Raw genomic sequence first — 16027 nt, forward strand, 5'->3', positions numbered from 1 at the left:
GCAGTGCCTTGGGTCTGGCGTCAAAGGCGCGTGGCTCGAGGCTGATTCGTACGTTCAGATCATACATCAGATGAGGGTTAGGCTAACCATGCTTAGGTCACATGATTGTTACAACTTTTGGCATGAAAAAACCCGCCCTCACGCTGCAAACGAAAGCGCAGGGCGGGGCGGGTTCTTAGGGGTTGCTCGCTAGGGGAGCGGAACCGGGTCGATGGGAGGATTGATTGCGGGCACGTCGATGTAGCCAGAAAGCAGCACCTCGTCGACGACCTGATCGGGGTTTTCAAGACCGAGTGACGCGAGACCCAGGCGAATGAAGCGCAGGCGCTTGCGGCGGTTCTGTGGTGTGGGGGTGCGGCTCGGGATGAGGGTGGTGCCGATGTTTGTGGCGAGCATGAACTCGCCAAACTCTTCGACGTCGACCTCGGGGGCGATCTGGCCGCTGTCTTGCGCCTGCTTCAGGAAGGAGACGAGACCGTCGAGCCATTCGAAAATGAGTTCTGAGATCGCGCTCGGCGGTGCACCGCGGTCGGTCAGGAGCACGAGGGTTGAGGCGACGCATACATTCTTCGCGGCGATCGCGCTCAGCTGCACAAGATATGCGACTGCCGCGTGAATGCCACTGTTCGGAAACGCGGCCCGGGTCACTCGGTCAGAGTCTTCGATGGCCTGGCTGAGCTGTTCGCCGAGACCAGAGAGCAGCTCATCTTTGGTCGGGAAGTGGTGGGCGAGTGCGCCCTTCGTCAAGCCAAGGCGGCCTGCTACCGATGAAAGTGTTGCAGCGGCATATCCGCGTTCGACGAATTCTTGGGCGGCGGCCTCAAGAATTTGTTGGCGTTTCTGTTGTGCGGTCAATTGGGTCCCCCTCGGTCAACCACTGTAGCGAAAGAGCTTGTGAAAATATGAACGCGAAAATGCGAGAAGATAGCGAGCATTTTAGCGGAAGAGTACGTCACCAGGGTGGGTTACACGCCACCACAGGTCAGGTTGGGTGAGCGGGGCGGTCGTGACGAGATCGATTTGCTCTTCGCCCGCCGGAGTTGAGACGGTTATTGTGCCCACCGCGGCACCGTTTTCGGCAGTTTCTGGCGTCTTGACCGTAAGACCCTCGCGGGTGACGCTTTCGCCGGGCAAAAGCGTCACCTCGGTCGCTGCGTCGGCCGCCGTGACCTCAATGGTGGCGCCCGACCAGTCGGTGAGTGTGCCGAGCAGTTCGCCCGCCTGGAGCGGGGCGACCGAGAGGGGGAGCTTGTCGAGCTCGCCGAGCATCTCGCGACCAGAGTCGGCCCGCTCTCGCAAGGACCCGCGGCCCATCGTTGCCGAGATTTGCTCGTAGCTGCGCCCGTTGCTCGTGCGTTCTTGCGCGACGAGTAGATTGAAGCCAGCCGAGAGTGACCGCCCGGTTTTGATGCCGAGAATGCCCTGCTCAACACCGAGCAGGGGGTTGGTGTTCTCGACGTAGCCGGCCCCCTCGACGTAGGCCGACTCCTGGGTGATGAACTGGGTGATCACGGGGTCTTTGAGGGCGATGCGGCCCACGCGAACGAGGTCGCTCGGGCTTGCCTTATTGCCCTCGTCCATGCCCGATGGTTCGCGAAACTCGATCGAGTCGAGCCCATTTTTCTCGGCCCAGGCGTGCACCGCGGTGACGAATGCATCATTGCTGTCAAAGACGGTGTAGGCGTATGCGGTCACCATGTCGTTGGCCGAGGGGAGGAAGATGAGGGTGAAGAGGTCGGTGAGCGGTATCTCGGTGCCGACGGGCATGGGAAACGCGACGCCCTCATCGGCGATGAAGGCCTCCTGGCGCTCGCGGTCGGCCTCGGTCCACGTGTAGGTGCCCCACGTCGAAAGGTCGGGGTCGAGCGGGGCCGCATCAAGGCAGACCAGGACGGTGATGAGCTTGGAAATGCTCGCGAGCGGGTAGGCGGTGTCGTCGTTCGACCACACGGTGTCTTGCTCGGCGAAGCCGACGGCGGTGGGCTTCGGTTTTGCGAGCACCATCTCGTGCGCCTGGGTATCGTCGTGGTGGATCGGGGCCAGTGCCCCCTCTGCCTCAGCGAACGTCGGCTTGATCGGTGGTGCGGCCGCGACCGCGGCGACGTAGCCGCCGCCAGCGAGCAGTAGCGCGCAGGTGGCCGAGAGCGAGACGAGAAGGGGCTTCTTGCTCCTGCTATTTCGTGAATTCATGCGCCCTCTCGGCCAATGCGGGAGCGTGAGGCCCGGCTGTTGTCTTGACGTATCGTACCAGGCTGTGTGCCTTTGTGGGGCCAAAAGGGTAGAGAAACTGCGGGCCATTTGCTAAACTTGAGTCAACTAAGCTCAAGTTTGAAATGGACAGCGAAAGGAGCGCCCATGCAACCAGGAATGCAGCCGCAGCAGCAAGAAGAACCGCAGTCTGCGCTCGAACAATTCGGCATTAACCTCACCGAGGTCGCCCGAACCGGAAAGCTTGATCCGGTGATTGGCCGCGATGCCGAGATTCGCCGCGTGAGCCAGGTGCTCACGAGGCGCACGAAGAACAACCCCGTGCTCATCGGCGAGCCCGGCGTCGGTAAAACGGCCGTCGTCGAGGGGCTCGCCCAGCGCATCGTCGCGGGCGACGTCGCCGAGTCACTGCGCGATAAAGAACTCATCTCACTCGACATCTCGGCGCTCGTCGCGGGAGCCAAGTATCGGGGTGAGTTCGAAGAGCGCATGAAGGCCGTGCTCAAAGAAATTCATGATAGTGACGGCAAGATCATCACCTTCATAGACGAGCTGCACACGCTCATGGGCGCTGGCGGTGGCGAGTCTTCGGTTGCCGCGTCGCAGATGCTGAAGCCCATGCTCGCCCGTGGTGAGCTGCGGCTCATCGGCGCGACGACGCTTGATGAGTACCGCGAGTACATCGAGGCTGATGCTGCCCTTGAGCGTCGTTTTCAGCAGGTGTACGTCGGCGAGCCGAGCGTTGAAGACACGGTCGCGATCTTGCGGGGGCTCAAGGAGCGCTACGAGGCGCACCACAAGGTGACGATCGCCGACTCGGCGCTCGTTGCCGCCGCCGCGCTCTCGAATCGCTACATCACCTCGCGCCAGTTGCCCGATAAAGCGATTGACCTCATCGACGAAGCGGCGAGCCGGCTCCGCATGGAGATTGATAGCGCGCCGATCGAGATCGACGAGCTGCGCCGCGCGGTTGACCGGATGAGGCTCGAAGAGATGGCACTCAAGGGCGAAAAAGACGATGCCTCGAAAGAACGCCTCGCGCACCTGCGCGAAACGCTCACCGAGCAGCAAGAGAAACTACGCGTGCTCGAAACGAAGTGGGAAGAGGAGCGTTCGGGGCTCAACAAGCTCGGCGAGTTGCGCGAGCAGCTTGACCGCGCGAAGGTGCGGGCCGATCTCGCGCAGCGCGAGGGGCGTCTCGAGGAGGCCTCGCGCCTGCTCTACGGTGAGATTCCACTGCTTGAGCGTCAGCTGGGCGAGGCCGAACGCCGCGAGCACGAGCTTTCGGGTGAGCGCATGATCAACGATCAGGTGACCGACGAAGACATCGCCGGTGTGGTCGCAGCCTGGACGGGCGTTCCCGTCGGCAAGCTCATGCAGGGCGAGACCGAGAAGCTTCTCGCGCTTGAGGCCGAGCTGGGGCAGCGACTTGTCGGCCAGGAAGACGCGGTGAAGGCCGTCGCCGACGCGGTGCGTCGTAGCCGTGCTGGTGTCTCAGACCCGAACCGGCCCACCGGCTCATTCATGTTCCTTGGGCCCACCGGCGTCGGTAAGACTGAGCTCGCGAAAGCGCTCGCCGAGTTTCTCTTTGATGACGAGCGCGCCATCGTGCGTATCGATATGTCAGAGTACGGCGAGAAGCACTCGGTGTCGCGTCTCGTGGGAGCCCCTCCCGGCTACATCGGCTACGAACAGGGCGGTCAGCTCACCGAAGCGGTGCGGCGCAGGCCGTACTCGGTGGTGCTGCTCGACGAGGTCGAGAAAGCACACCCCGAGGTGTTCGACGTGCTTCTGCAGGTGCTCGACGACGGACGACTCACCGACGGTCAGGGGCGCACGGTCGACTTTCGCAACGTCATTCTCATTCTCACCTCGAACCTCGGTAGTCAATTCCTTGTTGACCCGACGCTCAGCTGGGAAGAGAAGGAGCTCGCCGTTGGTGAGGCGGTGCGCCAGGCATTCAAGCCCGAGTTCATTAACCGTCTCGACGAGATCGCGATCTTCAGGCCCCTGTCTGAAGAAAACCTTGCCCACATCGTTGGTATCTCGGTCGACCGGTTGCGATCGCGGCTCGAGGGCAAGCGTATCGAGATCGAGGTGAGTGACGAGGCCCGCGACTGGCTCGCAAGGCGTGGCTACGACCCGCTCTACGGTGCGCGTCCGCTGCGACGCCTCATGCAGACCGAGATCGATGACCGCCTCGCGAGGGGCATTCTCGCCGGCGAGATTCACGACGGTGATCACGTGCGAGTCACGGTCGCGAGCGACGGCGAGTCGCTTGAGGTTGTGAGTGAGCGGCCACGATCCGCATAGAAAGATCACAAAACGATAACGAAACGGGGTAAGCTGGCGCCATCGTGATGAAGCGAGGGGGTCAGATGCAGTTTCGAAGCAACGGGAGCCGGCGTCGACGCGCCGTCGTGATCGGGGCTGTCGCGGCACTAGTGTGCTCGGCGGCCCTCGGCACGGCGGCGCTCGCCGCGACCGCCCAGCCCAACGCCCACCGGGCGCTTAAAGCCGATGGTGTTGGCGTGATAGCGCACCGCGGTGCGGCCTCGGCGGCGCCAGAAAACACGCTCGCGAGCGTGCGCTACGGGCTGGAGCAAGACGTCGAGTTTGTCGAGATCGACGTGCGGCTCACCAAAGACGAGGTGCCGGTGCTCATGCACGACTCCCGCGTCGACCGAACCACGAATGGGGCGGGAGAGGTCTCAAAGCTCACGCATCGCCAGATCGCAAAACTCGACGCGGGCAGCTGGTTCAGCCGCGAGTACCGTGGTGAGCCAGTGCCAACCTTCGACGGCTTTCTCGACGTGTTCGTGCCCGAGCGTGCCCTTGCCTTCGTCGAGCTTAAGGGCACCTGGCGACCAGCCCAGATTGAGGCGCTGCTTGGTCGGGTCGAGGCGCGGCAGGCGAGCGAGCGCATCGTCTGGCAGAGCTTTGACGAGACGACCATGCGAAGGCTCACCGAGGCGAGCCCCGAGGCCGCGAGGGTCATGCTCACCAAGAGTATTGACAACGATCTCGTGAGCATTGTTGACGAACTCGACATCGACGGCATCGGCGCTGGGCTCGACCTCATCGAACAGCACCTCGACATCGTTCATGCGCTCTCTGACGAGGGTGTTGCTACCTTCGCCTATACGCTCAACGACGAGATCGCGTGGGAAGCCGCAGAGACCGCCGGGGTTGACCTCATTGTGACCGATAGCGTATCTGAGTTGCAGCAGTGGCTTGAGCGTTAAGGTTCGTGCGCGAGTATGAGAAGCGTTACCAACAATGAAGAAGGGACGCACGACATGCTCGATCTACAAGCGCAACACGGGGCCGGATCTCTGGTTTTGGGTGGCAACGTATTTGGCTGGACAGCGAACGAAGAGCAGTCATTCGCGGTGCTCGATCGTTTTCTTGAGCGCGGCGGCAAGATGGTCGATACCGCCGACGGCTACTCGCACTGGGTGCCAGGCCACAAGGGCGGCGAGTCTGAAGAGGTCATCGGGCGCTGGCTCGTAAGCCGCGGTGCCCACGGAAGAATGACCGTCGCAACGAAGGTTTCAACGCACCCTGAATACAGCGGGCTTGATCCGCTCAATGTTCGCCGCGCGGCAGAGGCGTCACTCGGGCGCCTCGGTATCGAGATGATCGACCTGTACTGGGCTCATTTCGATGACCCAGACACGCCCATCGTCGAGACCGCTGCTGCTTTCTCAGACCTCAAGCGCGAGGGAAAGATCGGTGCGATCGGGCTGTCAAACTATTCGGCAGAGCGCGTTGCCGAATGGTTCGAGGTCGCGCGCGCCGAAAATCTCGAGTTGCCGGTTGCGCTGCAGCCGCACTACAACCTCGTTGAGCGCGACTACGAAACGAACGGATTGCGTGCGATTGCCGAGACCGAGTCGCTCAAGGTGTTCCCGTACTTTGCGCTCGCCGCGGGGTTCTTGACGGGCAAGTACCGCTCGGCCAACGACGCTGAAGCCGAGGGCGCGAGCCCCAGGGCGGGCGGCGCACTGCAGTACCTCGACGCCCGCGGCGAGAAGGTGCTCGCGGCACTCGATAGCGTGGCCGCGACGCATGAGGCCAAGGTCGCCGCGGTTGCGGTCGCATGGCTGCGCCAGCAACCCACGATCACCGCGCCCATTTCAAGTGCTCGCACGCTCGAGCAGCTCGAGGTGCTCGGTGAGTCGGTACGCCTTGAGCTGAGCGACGCAGAGCTCGCCTCGCTCACCGAGGCGAGCAGCACCGCCGCGTAGGCAGGAATCGGGGCCGCGCCAACGGGTATCTAGCCGGGATGCAGCTCAGCTTGCACTCGGGCCTGAGAGAATAGAGGCGTGACCGAAGAACGCGTAGCCCCAGAGCCCCACCCCGAGCGAACCACCGCGGGGGTGGGGCCCTGGCCGAGTGAATGGCCTACCGAGCCCTTCTACGACCCCGAACTGCTCGAGCACGGCGACAGCCGAAACGTGATCGACCGCTACCGCTACTGGAAGATGGAGGCGATCGTCGCCGACCTCGACGAGCAACGGCACACCTTTCACGTCGCCATCGAAAACTGGCAGCACGACATGAACATCGGGTCAATCGTGCGCAGCGCCAACGCCTTCGCTGCCGACACGGTGCACATCGTGGGCCGTCGGCGGTGGAACAAGCGCGGGGCGATGGTGACCGACCGCTACCAGCACGTGCAATACCACGAGAGTATCGAGGCCTTTGCCGCCTGGGCCGCCGAGCAGCAGTTGCCCGTCATCGCGATCGACAATGTCGAGGGCTGCGTGCCCATGGAGACCTTCGAGTGGCCCGAGCGCTGCGTCATGCTCTTCGGCCAAGAAGGGCCGGGGCTCACCGACGAGGCTGTAGCCGCGGCCGAGCAGGTCGTTGAAATCACCCAGTATGGATCAACGCGATCGATCAACGCCTCGGCAGCAGCCGCGGTCACGATGTTCTCGTGGGTCACCCAGCGCTCGAGCTTCGTGCCGGGAGGCCCGGCAGTGCGCTAGGCCCGGCCGCGCGCTTCGCCCGGCTGCGCGTGTTCGGCCCTGCCGGGGCGCGAGCGCTGGTCGGTCGTGCTTGAGGGGCTTAGCCCTCGCTGCTGAAGACCGTGTGCAGCTCGTACTCGGTGAGCTTCTCGCGACCCTTGAGGTCGGCGATCTCGAAGAGAACCGAAACGCCCACGATCTCGTGGCCGAGCTGCTCGAGCAGGTGAGCGGCCGCGCTCAGCGTGCCTCCCGTCGCGAGCACGTCGTCGATGAGCAGTACGCGCGAGCCCGCGGGAACGTCGTTTTGCACCTGCAGGGTCGCCGTGCCGTACTCGAGGTCGTACTCGGCCGAGTGTGCCGGGCGTGAGAGCTTGCCGAGCTTGCGCACGGGAATGAGGCCCGCGCCCGAAACCGATGCGGCAGCCCCCGCGAGAATGAAGCCGCGCGCATCGACGCCGGCAACAATGTCGAACGAACCTGTGAATGGCTCGATGAGGTTGCGCACGGTCACATCAAATGACGGGCCGTGTGCGAGCAGTGGCGCGATGTCTCGAAAGATCACGCCTTCCTGCGGGTAATCGGGTACGTTTGCGATCAGCGATTCCGCGTATTCAAGTGCATTGGTCACCTGTCTAGGGTAGTGCACCGCGCCTTAAACGACGCGCGGAACAAAACTCGATTTGTGTTTGCCAAGATTGGTGTTGTATTCTCTATGAGTTGGAGTTATTCCACATGCGCCCTTAGCTCAGCTGGATAGAGCGTCTGACTACGGATCAGAAGGCCAGGGGTTCGAATCCCTTAGGGCGCACCACGAGAAACACCCGGTAAGCATTGCTTGCCGGGTGTTTTGTTTTCCTCGGATGTGCTGCCGCCGACGCTGCCGCCGACGCTGCCGCCGCCGCTGCTGCCGCCGCTGCTGCCGCTGCCGCTATCGCTACCGGTCGCCTCGGCATCGCTCTGCCGCCGCCGCCCGTTCGCTCGCAACTGAGAGAAGCACTCTCAGTAAGCATCGCCTACACTGAATGAAGGCTCATGCCGCAAGACTGTGAGAGGTGAAAGGGGCGAACGCATGCCAGACCCGCGCACGCGCACCCCCGAAGATCACCCCGGCTGGATGAAACGCCTCGCCGCCCGCGTCGGTGGCTTTCTCGAACGGTTCAAAGCCCTCGTCGGCCGCCGCCCCTGGCTCGCTCTGGCCTATAAGATCACCGTCGCCGTCATCGGCGGCGTCGTCATTCTCGCCGGAATCGCCATGCTCGTTTTGCCTGGCCCCGGCTGGCTCACCATTTTTTTGGGCCTCGCAATTCTCGGTTCGGAGTTCGCCTGGGCGAGAAACGCGCTCACTCGCCTGCGCATCATCGTGCAAAAATATGCGGATCGCTACCGCTGGTGGCGCGCCCGCCGAAAAGTCGAGCGCACGCGTGCCCGCGAGGCGTAGCTGGCCTGTTTCAGCGCCGAAAGGTCAAAAAGTGTCGAAAAACTCTAGGAGATTCGACACTTTTTGACCTTTCGACGGGGCAGCAGGCGGTGAATTCGAGAAACCGGAGTTGCAGGCAGTGAAATCAGCCTGCAAGCTGTGAAATGTTACTTGACGATGTCAACGTTAAATATGAAGCCCGAACCTTGGCCCCGCTCGTAGTTTTCTTTCACCTTGATCGCAGCGATGAGATGGAACACGAAGAGTACGAGGCCAGCGATTGAGCCGGCGAGTGCAACGAGCGTCCCTAAGACGGGAATGCCCGAAAAGAGCCAGACGGCAACGCCGACAAGGGTGCGCACGAGCGTGAAGTTCAGATTGTCGCGGTTGAACTTGTCGATCGTGGGCGATTTGCCGCGCTCGGTGAGGTAGAAAATGAGGGCCGGAATCCAGAAGAGAAACACTGACAGCCAGTAGTTCAGCTGCAGATTAGTCGTCGTGCTCGACCCCGATCCAGCTGCAGCGGGGTAGGGATGGGTGCCATATGGTGGTTGCCCGCCTCCCTGATGGCCCGGCTGCGGTGCCTGGAACTGAGGAGCGTGCGGATCGCGTGGCGCCTGATACTGCGGCACCTGATACTGTGGCGCCTGATACAGCGGCGCAGCAGGCGCCGGAGGGCCATCGACCGTTGGTGGCCCCGCCGGAGCTGGTGGCCCCGCCGGAGCTGGTGGCGCATCCGGAGCAGGTGACGCCGTTGGCGCGGATGGCGCAGCCGGTGGCAGCGTCGAAGCTGGTGGCACCGCAGGCTGCTGCCCCGGCTCGACCGGATGCTCGGGCCGGGCCGTCTGGGGTGGCTCAGACGGCTGTAGCTCGGGCGGTTGGGCGCCAGCGAGGGCCTCGTCGATCGGCTTGGGCTCAAGCGGGTTGGGAGTCTGCGATGACATGGCGGGTTCCTTTGGTTGGGCCTGCGGCTCGTGCGCTGGCAGAGGCACTTCACTGCGTATATTACCGAGAAAGCTGGGCTTTTCAGGCAAAATTCACGAGAAGTTTATGCCCGGTCTGCAGGCTTAACGAGGGTGAGAAGGGTGTCGCAAGCCCCTAGATGATGTCGGGGCTCGGGGTGCCGATCTGCACGATGCGCACGTCGGCGTGGCGATCAAAGCGGTAGCCTGCGCCGCGCACGGTGCGAATGATGTCCTGGTACTTGCCGAGCTTCACGCGCAGGCGGCGAACGTGAACGTCGATCGTGCGTGCCGAGGGCTGCTCTTCTTCGGGGGTCGACGCCCAGAGTCCCTCGACGACCTGCTCGCGAGAGACGGTGAAGCCCTCGCGCAGAACGAAGAACTGCAGGAGTTCGAACTCGCGGTAGGTGAGGGCGGCGGGAATGCCGTCGAGCAGCACCTGCTTGCGTGTGATGTCGATGGTCACGAGCTCGGCACGGTCTTCGACCGATTCTGGGCGGATCTCGCGCGCCTTGGCGCTCGGGTCGCCGAGCGCGCGGCGCACGACGTCGAGGTCTTTGCCGCCGGTGCTCTCGGGCGCGAGGGCGACGGTTGCGTGGGTTGCGGCTTCGGGGGCGAGCTGAGCAACGAGGTCTTTGATCTGGCGAACGATGTCGCTGACCTGCTGATTGCCTGCGATCTTGTCTTCGCTGAGGCCCACGTAGAGGGCGAAGCCGCGAATGTCGCGCTGGGTAGGGGCTGAAGGTTGGCCGGCCGAAAGGGTTTGGGGTGCGAGTGTGGTGGTCATGGTATGCGTCGATCCTTACGTGTGGGCTACCTGAGGTGGCCCGAGAGGGAGAAGAGAATGTGTGGCCAGCGGCAAAAGGCCGGGGCCAGAACGAGAACGGTGTCGTGTTCGTTCAGAGTGCGGAGCTCAGCAAGAGAGCGAGCTCAGAGGCGCAGGTTACATACACATTCGGTTGCGCATACCATCACGACGGCACATCATGCCACCCTGCCCGAGGGTCACCTCGAGGGCGGGCAGATGCGTCGTGTAGGTATTCATAATGGTCAGAATAGGGCAGCTCGTCGAATTCGTCAACCCCGGGCCGTAATGTGACAGCCCGAGAAACGCCAAAGGGCCGCTGAAAAGCGACCCTTTGGGAGAAGAATAGCGGCTTCGAGCGCTAGGCGGTCGTGCCGTAGAGGCGGTCTCCCGCGTCACCGAGGCCGGGAACGATGAACGCGTTTTCGTCGAGGCCCTCGTCGAGTGCGCCGAGCACGAGGGTCACGTTGCGATCGCCGATCGTCTGCTCGATCTTGGCAATGCCCTCTGGGGTGCCGAGCACGCAGATTGCGGTCACATCGTCGGCGCCGCGATCAAACAGGTATTCAATGGCGGCCGCGAGTGATCCGCCGGTTGCGAGCATCGGGTCGAGCACGAAGCACTGGCGCCCCTCGAGGTTCTCTGGCAGGCGCTCAGCGTAGGTCATGGGCTCGTGCGTCTCTTCGTCGCGCAGCATGCCGAGAAAGCCGACCTCGGCGGTGGGAACGAGCTTCGTCATGCCGTCGAGCATGCCGAGACCAGCGCGAATAATCGGCACGATGAGTGGCAGCGGCTCGCTCAGGCGCTTGCCCACCGTCTTCGTGACAGGAGTCTCAATTTCGATGTCTTCGACCCGCACCTCACGCGTCGCCTCGTAGGCGAGCAGCGTCATGAGTTCTTCGATGAGCTGCTTGAAGGTCGGCTGAGGGGTCTTTGCGTTACGCAAGACCGTAAGCTTGTGGGTAATGAGAGGGTGATCGGCAACAAAAACGCGCATGCGTTAAGTGTAAAGCCCGAACCGAGAAACTCCTAAGGAGAACCATGCACGCAGCCGGGATTCCCGCGAGCGGCGCCGAGGTGCGCGCGATGCGCATGGCCCTTGACGAGGCAAAGCGAGGCGGCGAGGCGGGCGAGATTCCGATCGGTGCGGTCGTGTTCGGCCCCGACGGCGGGGTACTCGCGCGTGCTCACAATGAGAGGCTGCGCTCGACAGACCCGACTGGCCACGCAGAAATTCTCGCGATCCGCGACGCTTGTGATGTGCTCGGTGACCGCTTCTTGACGGGTTGCACGCTCGCCGTCACGCTCGAACCGTGCATCATGTGCGCCGGCGTGATCCGCGAGGCGAGGCTCGCGCGCGTCATCTTTGGTGCCTGGGAGGAGCGGGCCGGTGCCGCCGGCAGCCTCTACGACATCGTGCGCGACGAGCGGCTCGCTCAGCCCCCGGTCGAGGTCATCGCTGGCATTGAGGCGGATCGTGCCCGAGCACTTCTCGAGGCCTTTTTTCGCGGCCGTCGAGAAGCCCCGGGCGAATAGGGGCTACTCGCCCCGTGCGAGCTGTTGTGCCCGGGCGATCGCCGCGCCAACCGCGTCGTCCATGACGGCGTCGAGGCCTGCCTGCGAGAAGCTCTCGATGGCCTTTTCGGTGGTACCGTTCGGGCTCGTCACCTTGAGGCGAAGCGCCTCGGGGGTGCTGCCCTGGTGGTCGAGCAGCATGCTCGCGCCGAGAAAGGTTCCCTCGACCATGCGCCTGGCCTGGTCGTTCGTAAAGCCGAGACGTTCAGCGGCTGCGGTGAGCTTCTCGATGAAGTAGAAAACGTAAGCGGGGCCCGAGCCTGAGATGGCCGAGAGGGCGTCGAGCTGCGCTTCGTCGTTCACAACGATCACGTCGCCGACGGTGCTGAACAGGCGGCTTGTAAGGTCGAGCGCCTCTGCGGGAGTGTCTTCGACCCCGACGACGCCCGAGACCCCGCGGCCAACGAGCGACGGAGTGTTGGGCATGACGCGTAAAACCGAAACGTATGAGGGAAGCAGCACGCGCATGCTGTCGATCGTGACACCGGCCGCGACCGAGATCACGACCGCACCCTCGTCAAGCTCATCGGCAATTTCTTTGAGTACGTCGTGAACGAGCCAGGGCTTCACCCCGACGATGATGGCTTTGGCGCCCCTTGCCGCGACCCGGTTCGCGTCGGCATTCTTCTCGACCGCGTGCGCGACAACGTCGGCGTGCTCGTTGAGCTTCGCGGCGCTCGCCTCGCTGTTTGTGGTGACGCGCACGGGCGCAGAGCGGTTGACCGAGGGGGCGAGGAGGCCCTCGAGAATGGCGCCTCCCATCGATCCGACTCCGAGCATGGCGATGGTGGGCAGGTCTGGGTTATCGAGAGTGCTCATGTGCAACATCATACGGATCACGTTCGGGGTGGTAGGCCATAATGGTGAGCAACATCTCGAGGAGGCACACACGTGAGTGAAGACCAGTCCAGCACCTCACACGGTGGAACAAAGGCGATTATTGCCGCGATGAGCGCCAACCTTGGCATCGCGATCACAAAGTTTATTGCCGCATTTTTCTCGGGTTCGTCGGCCATGCTCGCAGAGGGTGTGCACTCTCTCGCTGATACCGGCAACCAGTTGCTCCTGCTCATCGGGGGCAAGCGCTCGAAGCGCCGCGCCGATGCGAAGCACCCCTTTGGCTACGGTCGGGAGCGCTACCTGTACGCGTTCGTCGTCGCGGTCGTGCTCTTCACAGTCGGTGGCATGTTCTCGGTCTACGAGGGCATTGAAAAGTTCAAGCACCCCGAGGCGCTCACGATGTGGTGGTTGCCGCTTCTCGTGCTGGTCATCGCGATCGTGCTCGAGTCAATGTCGCTCCGCGTCGCCGTGCGCGAGAGCAAGCCGCTCAAGGGTGAGCGCAGCTGGTGGCAGTTCATTCGCCACGAGAAGTCGCCCGAGCTGCCCGTGATCTTGCTTGAAGACTTCGCCGCGCTCGTGGGCCTCGTGCTTGCCTTCTTCGGCGTTGGCCTCACCGCCCTCACCGGTAACGGGATCTACGACGCCCTCGCCACCATGGGCATCGGCGTGCTGCTCATCGCGGTCGCGGTGGTGCTCGTGATCGAGGTTTCGAGCCTGCTTGTGGGAGAGGGCGCAAACCCCGAAGACCTGGCCAAGATCGAGGCGGCGATCGTGAGCGTTAAGGGTGTTGAACGCATCATTCACATGAAGACGCTCTACCTCGGCCCTGAAGAGCTCATGATCGGCGTGAAGATTAGCGTCGGGCCAGAGCGCAAGGTGCGCGAGCTCTCGTTCCTCATTAACCAGGCCGAGCGCCACGTGCGCGCCCAGGTGCCCCACGCCAAGGTCATCTACATTGAGCCCGACGTGTGGCGCGACCCCTCGGCGACGCCGCTGACCGAAGAGATCGTGACGCTGAGCTACGACTAAACAGCAGGCCGGTGTACGCGGCATGACGCGTAGCGCTGTGGCCGCGGTCGGCGACGGTTTCCGCGCGTCATGGCTGGCGCGTCATGACGCGCGCTGAAGCTCACTGACGCCGTAGCGTTAGTCGAGCGAAGAGAAGTGCTCGACCGCCTGCGACGAGCCTGCGACGATGATGAGGTCGCTCGGCTCGATCACGGTGTCGGGCGTCGCGTAGTCGAACGGTGAACCGACCTTTTTAACACCCGTGATCGTGACCTTGTGGCGCGTGCGCACCTGCGACTGGCTGAGCGGCAGGCTCTGAATGACGCGCGGCGGGCGCAGCTTGGCGATAACGAAGTTCTCGTCGAACTCGATGAAGTCGAGCATCGCACCGCTGATGAGGTGAGCGACGCGCTCACCTGCCTCGCGCTCCGGGTAGATCACGTGGTGCACGCCGATGCGTTCGAGAATCTTGCCGTGCGAGTGCGACATCGCCTTCGCCCAGATCTGCGGAATGCCAAGATCGACGAGGTTCGCGGCGATGAGCACGCTTGACTCGATCGAGTCGCCCACCGCGAGTACGGCGGCGCCGAACTGGTCGGCGCCGAGCTGCTTGAGGGCCTCCATCGAGGTGGCGTTGGCCTCGACGACGTGGGTAATGCGGTCGGCCCACTTCTGAACGAGCTGCGGGTGCTGCTCGATCGCGAGCACCTCGTGGTCGAGGCGGTCGAGCTCACCGGCTGTGGCAGCACCAAAGCGGCCGAGCCCGATGACGAGAACCGGGTAGTCAGTGCGTGTGTTAACCAACGATGGGCCTTTCTTCGGGAAAACGGTAGAAGGTCTTGCGGCTTGTCGAGGCGACGGCGGCCGCAAGGGTGACGGTGCCAACGCGGCCCGCCCACATGGTGATTGCGAGCACGACCTTACCGGCTGGCGGCAGCGTCTCAGAGAGCCCAGCCGAGAGCCCACAAGTACCGAAGGCGCTAATGACTTCGAGCAGGACGTGCTCAAGCGGGGCGTTCGTGATGTGCAGAATGATGACCGAGGCGGTGAGCACGAGGGTCGTGCCCCAGATGACGATCGAGACGGCGAGGCGAAGCACCTGCACCGGGATGCGGCGGCCGAAGGCCTGCATATCTTCGTTACCGCGTGCCTCAGCGTAGGCCGCGAGAAACAACACGGCGAGGGTCGTGACCTTGATGCCGCCAGCGGTCGACGCCGATCCGCCGCCGACAAACATCAGCATGTCGATGATGAGCAACGTCGACCCGTTCATGTTTGCGGTATCGAGAATGCCGAGCCCGCCAGAGCGCGTCATGATCGAGGTGTAGCCGCTCGACATGATCGCATCGCCCGCTGAGAGCGAGGCGAGCGTTGCGTCGTTGTTCCATTCGAGGCCACCAATGAGCACCCAGCCAAAGATGACGAGTACGAGCGAGGTGATGAGGGTGAGCTTCGCGTGCAGGCCTAGCCTGCGGTGCGCCTTCCACCCGCCCTTCACAACGTAGCGGTACAGGGCAAAGATAACGGGAAAGCCGATGCTGCCAAGAAACACGCCCACGCTCAAGACCGCGAGCATGTACGGGTCGGTCGCAAAGGAGTCGAGCCCGTCAGAGAAGGGCACGAAGCCGGTGTTCGTGAACGACGAAGCCGCGAGGTAGTACCCGTTCCAGAGGGCGTGCGAAAAGCTCATGCCCTCGGCGAGAAGGCGTGCAGAGATGAGCACCGTGAGCGTCGCCTCGATGACGATGAGGCTGAGCGCGACTGACTTGAGCAGGCTGCCCACGTCGCCAAAGCCGATCGCCTGCTTGTCGCCAGAGATGTTGCGCGGGTTCGGGCCGTAGAGGTTCGTGTCGCTCGCCGCGAGAATACGTTGCCTGAGGCCGAGCTTGCGGGTCACCACGAGCGCAAGAATACTCGCGAGCGTGAGCGCGCCGATACCGCCGATCTGAAAGGCCAAGACGACGATGACCTCACCGAGGGGCGACCAATGCGAGCCCATGTCGACGGTCGAGAGGCCGGTCACCGAAACGGCCGAAACCGCGGTGAAGAGTGCGTCAACGAGCGGGGTCGCCTTGCCCGAGGCCGATGCGTTCGGCTGCATGAGCAAGATCGTGAAGGTGGCCGTGAGCACGAGAAAAACCCCGATGACCACACGCGAGGGCGAAGCCTCAAGGAGGCGGTGCATCCAGGCTTTTGCTGGGCGGTGAGTGGGCGGGGTGTACGCAGTGCCCTTGTAGCG

16 protein-coding genes and 1 tRNA gene are annotated in these 16027 nt (G+C 63.2%); 8 read left to right on the forward strand and 9 right to left on the reverse strand.

Going from position 1 to position 16027, the window contains the following annotated elements; translation table 11 throughout:
• Positions 1–189: 189 nt before the first annotated feature.
• The gene (locus KTJ78_RS06150; RefSeq protein ID WP_217133664.1) at positions 190–855 is read right to left on the reverse strand and encodes a TetR family transcriptional regulator; all 666 of its coding nucleotides are present in this window, start codon (positions 853–855) and stop codon (positions 190–192) included.
• 81 nt (positions 856–936) lie between these two features.
• Positions 937–2190, reverse strand: a complete 1254-nt coding sequence (locus KTJ78_RS06155) for a D-alanyl-D-alanine carboxypeptidase family protein (protein WP_217133666.1) — start codon at positions 2188–2190, stop codon at positions 937–939.
• A gap of 165 nt (positions 2191–2355) precedes the next feature.
• Between KTJ78_RS06155 and KTJ78_RS06160 the strand changes: the two genes are divergently transcribed.
• From KTJ78_RS06160 to KTJ78_RS06175, 4 genes are all read left to right on the forward strand, one after another.
• A complete protein-coding gene (locus KTJ78_RS06160) occupies positions 2356–4521 on the forward strand; it encodes an ATP-dependent Clp protease ATP-binding subunit (protein ID WP_217133667.1) in 2166 nt (721 codons plus the stop codon).
• Positions 4522–4586: 65 nt separating this feature from the next.
• Positions 4587–5453: a glycerophosphodiester phosphodiesterase gene (locus tag KTJ78_RS06165; protein WP_217133668.1), complete on the forward strand. Its 867-nt coding sequence runs from the start codon at positions 4587–4589 to the stop codon at positions 5451–5453.
• A gap of 54 nt (positions 5454–5507) precedes the next feature.
• Complete coding sequence (locus tag KTJ78_RS06170) at positions 5508–6458, forward strand: aldo/keto reductase (RefSeq protein ID WP_217133670.1); 951 nt, start codon at positions 5508–5510, stop codon at positions 6456–6458.
• 78 nt (positions 6459–6536) lie between these two features.
• A complete protein-coding gene (locus KTJ78_RS06175) occupies positions 6537–7202 on the forward strand; it encodes a TrmH family RNA methyltransferase (protein ID WP_217133672.1) in 666 nt (221 codons plus the stop codon).
• A gap of 79 nt (positions 7203–7281) precedes the next feature.
• Here the strand turns inward: KTJ78_RS06175 and KTJ78_RS06180 are convergent, their stop codons facing one another.
• Positions 7282–7809: an adenine phosphoribosyltransferase gene (locus KTJ78_RS06180; RefSeq protein WP_217133673.1), complete on the reverse strand. Its 528-nt coding sequence runs from the start codon at positions 7807–7809 to the stop codon at positions 7282–7284.
• A 106-nt stretch (positions 7810–7915) separates the two neighbouring features.
• On the opposite strand from KTJ78_RS06180, the gene KTJ78_RS06185 reads away from it, so the two are divergent.
• A tRNA-Arg gene (locus KTJ78_RS06185) sits at positions 7916–7992 on the forward strand.
• Between the two features lie 258 nt (positions 7993–8250).
• Positions 8251–8619, forward strand: coding sequence for a PGPGW domain-containing protein (locus KTJ78_RS06190; RefSeq protein ID WP_254259443.1), 369 nt, complete (start codon positions 8251–8253; stop codon positions 8617–8619).
• A 146-nt stretch (positions 8620–8765) separates the two neighbouring features.
• Here KTJ78_RS06190 and KTJ78_RS13820 read toward each other — a convergent pair whose 3' ends face one another.
• The 3 genes from KTJ78_RS13820 to upp all read right to left on the reverse strand — a co-directional run bounded on the left by KTJ78_RS13820 (position 8766) and on the right by upp (position 11362).
• The gene (locus KTJ78_RS13820; RefSeq protein WP_217133675.1) at positions 8766–9542 is read right to left on the reverse strand and encodes a DUF4870 domain-containing protein; all 777 of its coding nucleotides are present in this window, start codon (positions 9540–9542) and stop codon (positions 8766–8768) included.
• 154 nt (positions 9543–9696) lie between these two features.
• Complete coding sequence (locus KTJ78_RS06200) at positions 9697–10347, reverse strand: winged helix-turn-helix domain-containing protein (RefSeq protein WP_217133677.1); 651 nt, start codon at positions 10345–10347, stop codon at positions 9697–9699.
• Positions 10348–10726: 379 nt separating this feature from the next.
• Entirely contained in the window at positions 10727–11362 is a 636-nt protein-coding gene (gene upp, locus KTJ78_RS06205; protein ID WP_217133679.1) for a uracil phosphoribosyltransferase, read from the reverse strand.
• Positions 11363–11406: 44 nt separating this feature from the next.
• Between upp and KTJ78_RS06210 the strand changes: the two genes are divergently transcribed.
• A complete protein-coding gene (locus KTJ78_RS06210) occupies positions 11407–11901 on the forward strand; it encodes a nucleoside deaminase (RefSeq protein WP_254259444.1) in 495 nt (164 codons plus the stop codon).
• 3 nt (positions 11902–11904) lie between these two features.
• Here the strand turns inward: KTJ78_RS06210 and proC are convergent, their stop codons facing one another.
• Positions 11905–12759, reverse strand: a complete 855-nt coding sequence (gene proC, locus KTJ78_RS06215) for a pyrroline-5-carboxylate reductase (RefSeq protein WP_254259445.1) — start codon at positions 12757–12759, stop codon at positions 11905–11907.
• A 129-nt stretch (positions 12760–12888) separates the two neighbouring features.
• On the opposite strand from proC, the gene KTJ78_RS06220 reads away from it, so the two are divergent.
• The gene (locus KTJ78_RS06220) at positions 12889–13809 is read left to right on the forward strand and encodes a cation diffusion facilitator family transporter (protein ID WP_217133987.1); all 921 of its coding nucleotides are present in this window, start codon (positions 12889–12891) and stop codon (positions 13807–13809) included.
• Positions 13810–13926: 117 nt separating this feature from the next.
• On the opposite strand, the gene KTJ78_RS06225 is transcribed toward KTJ78_RS06220, so the two are convergent.
• Both KTJ78_RS06225 and KTJ78_RS06230 read right to left on the reverse strand, forming a co-directional pair.
• Positions 13927–14592: a potassium channel family protein gene (locus KTJ78_RS06225; protein WP_217133681.1), complete on the reverse strand. Its 666-nt coding sequence runs from the start codon at positions 14590–14592 to the stop codon at positions 13927–13929.
• Entirely contained in the window at positions 14585–15973 is a 1389-nt protein-coding gene (locus tag KTJ78_RS06230) for a TrkH family potassium uptake protein (RefSeq protein WP_217133989.1), read from the reverse strand. The genes KTJ78_RS06225 and KTJ78_RS06230 overlap by 8 nt, the downstream gene beginning before the upstream one ends.
• Between the last annotated feature and the right edge of the window lie 54 nt (positions 15974–16027).

The organism is Leucobacter chinensis (assembly GCF_019049105.1).
GTDB classification, from domain to species: Bacteria; Actinomycetota; Actinomycetes; order Actinomycetales; family Microbacteriaceae; genus Leucobacter_A; species Leucobacter_A chinensis.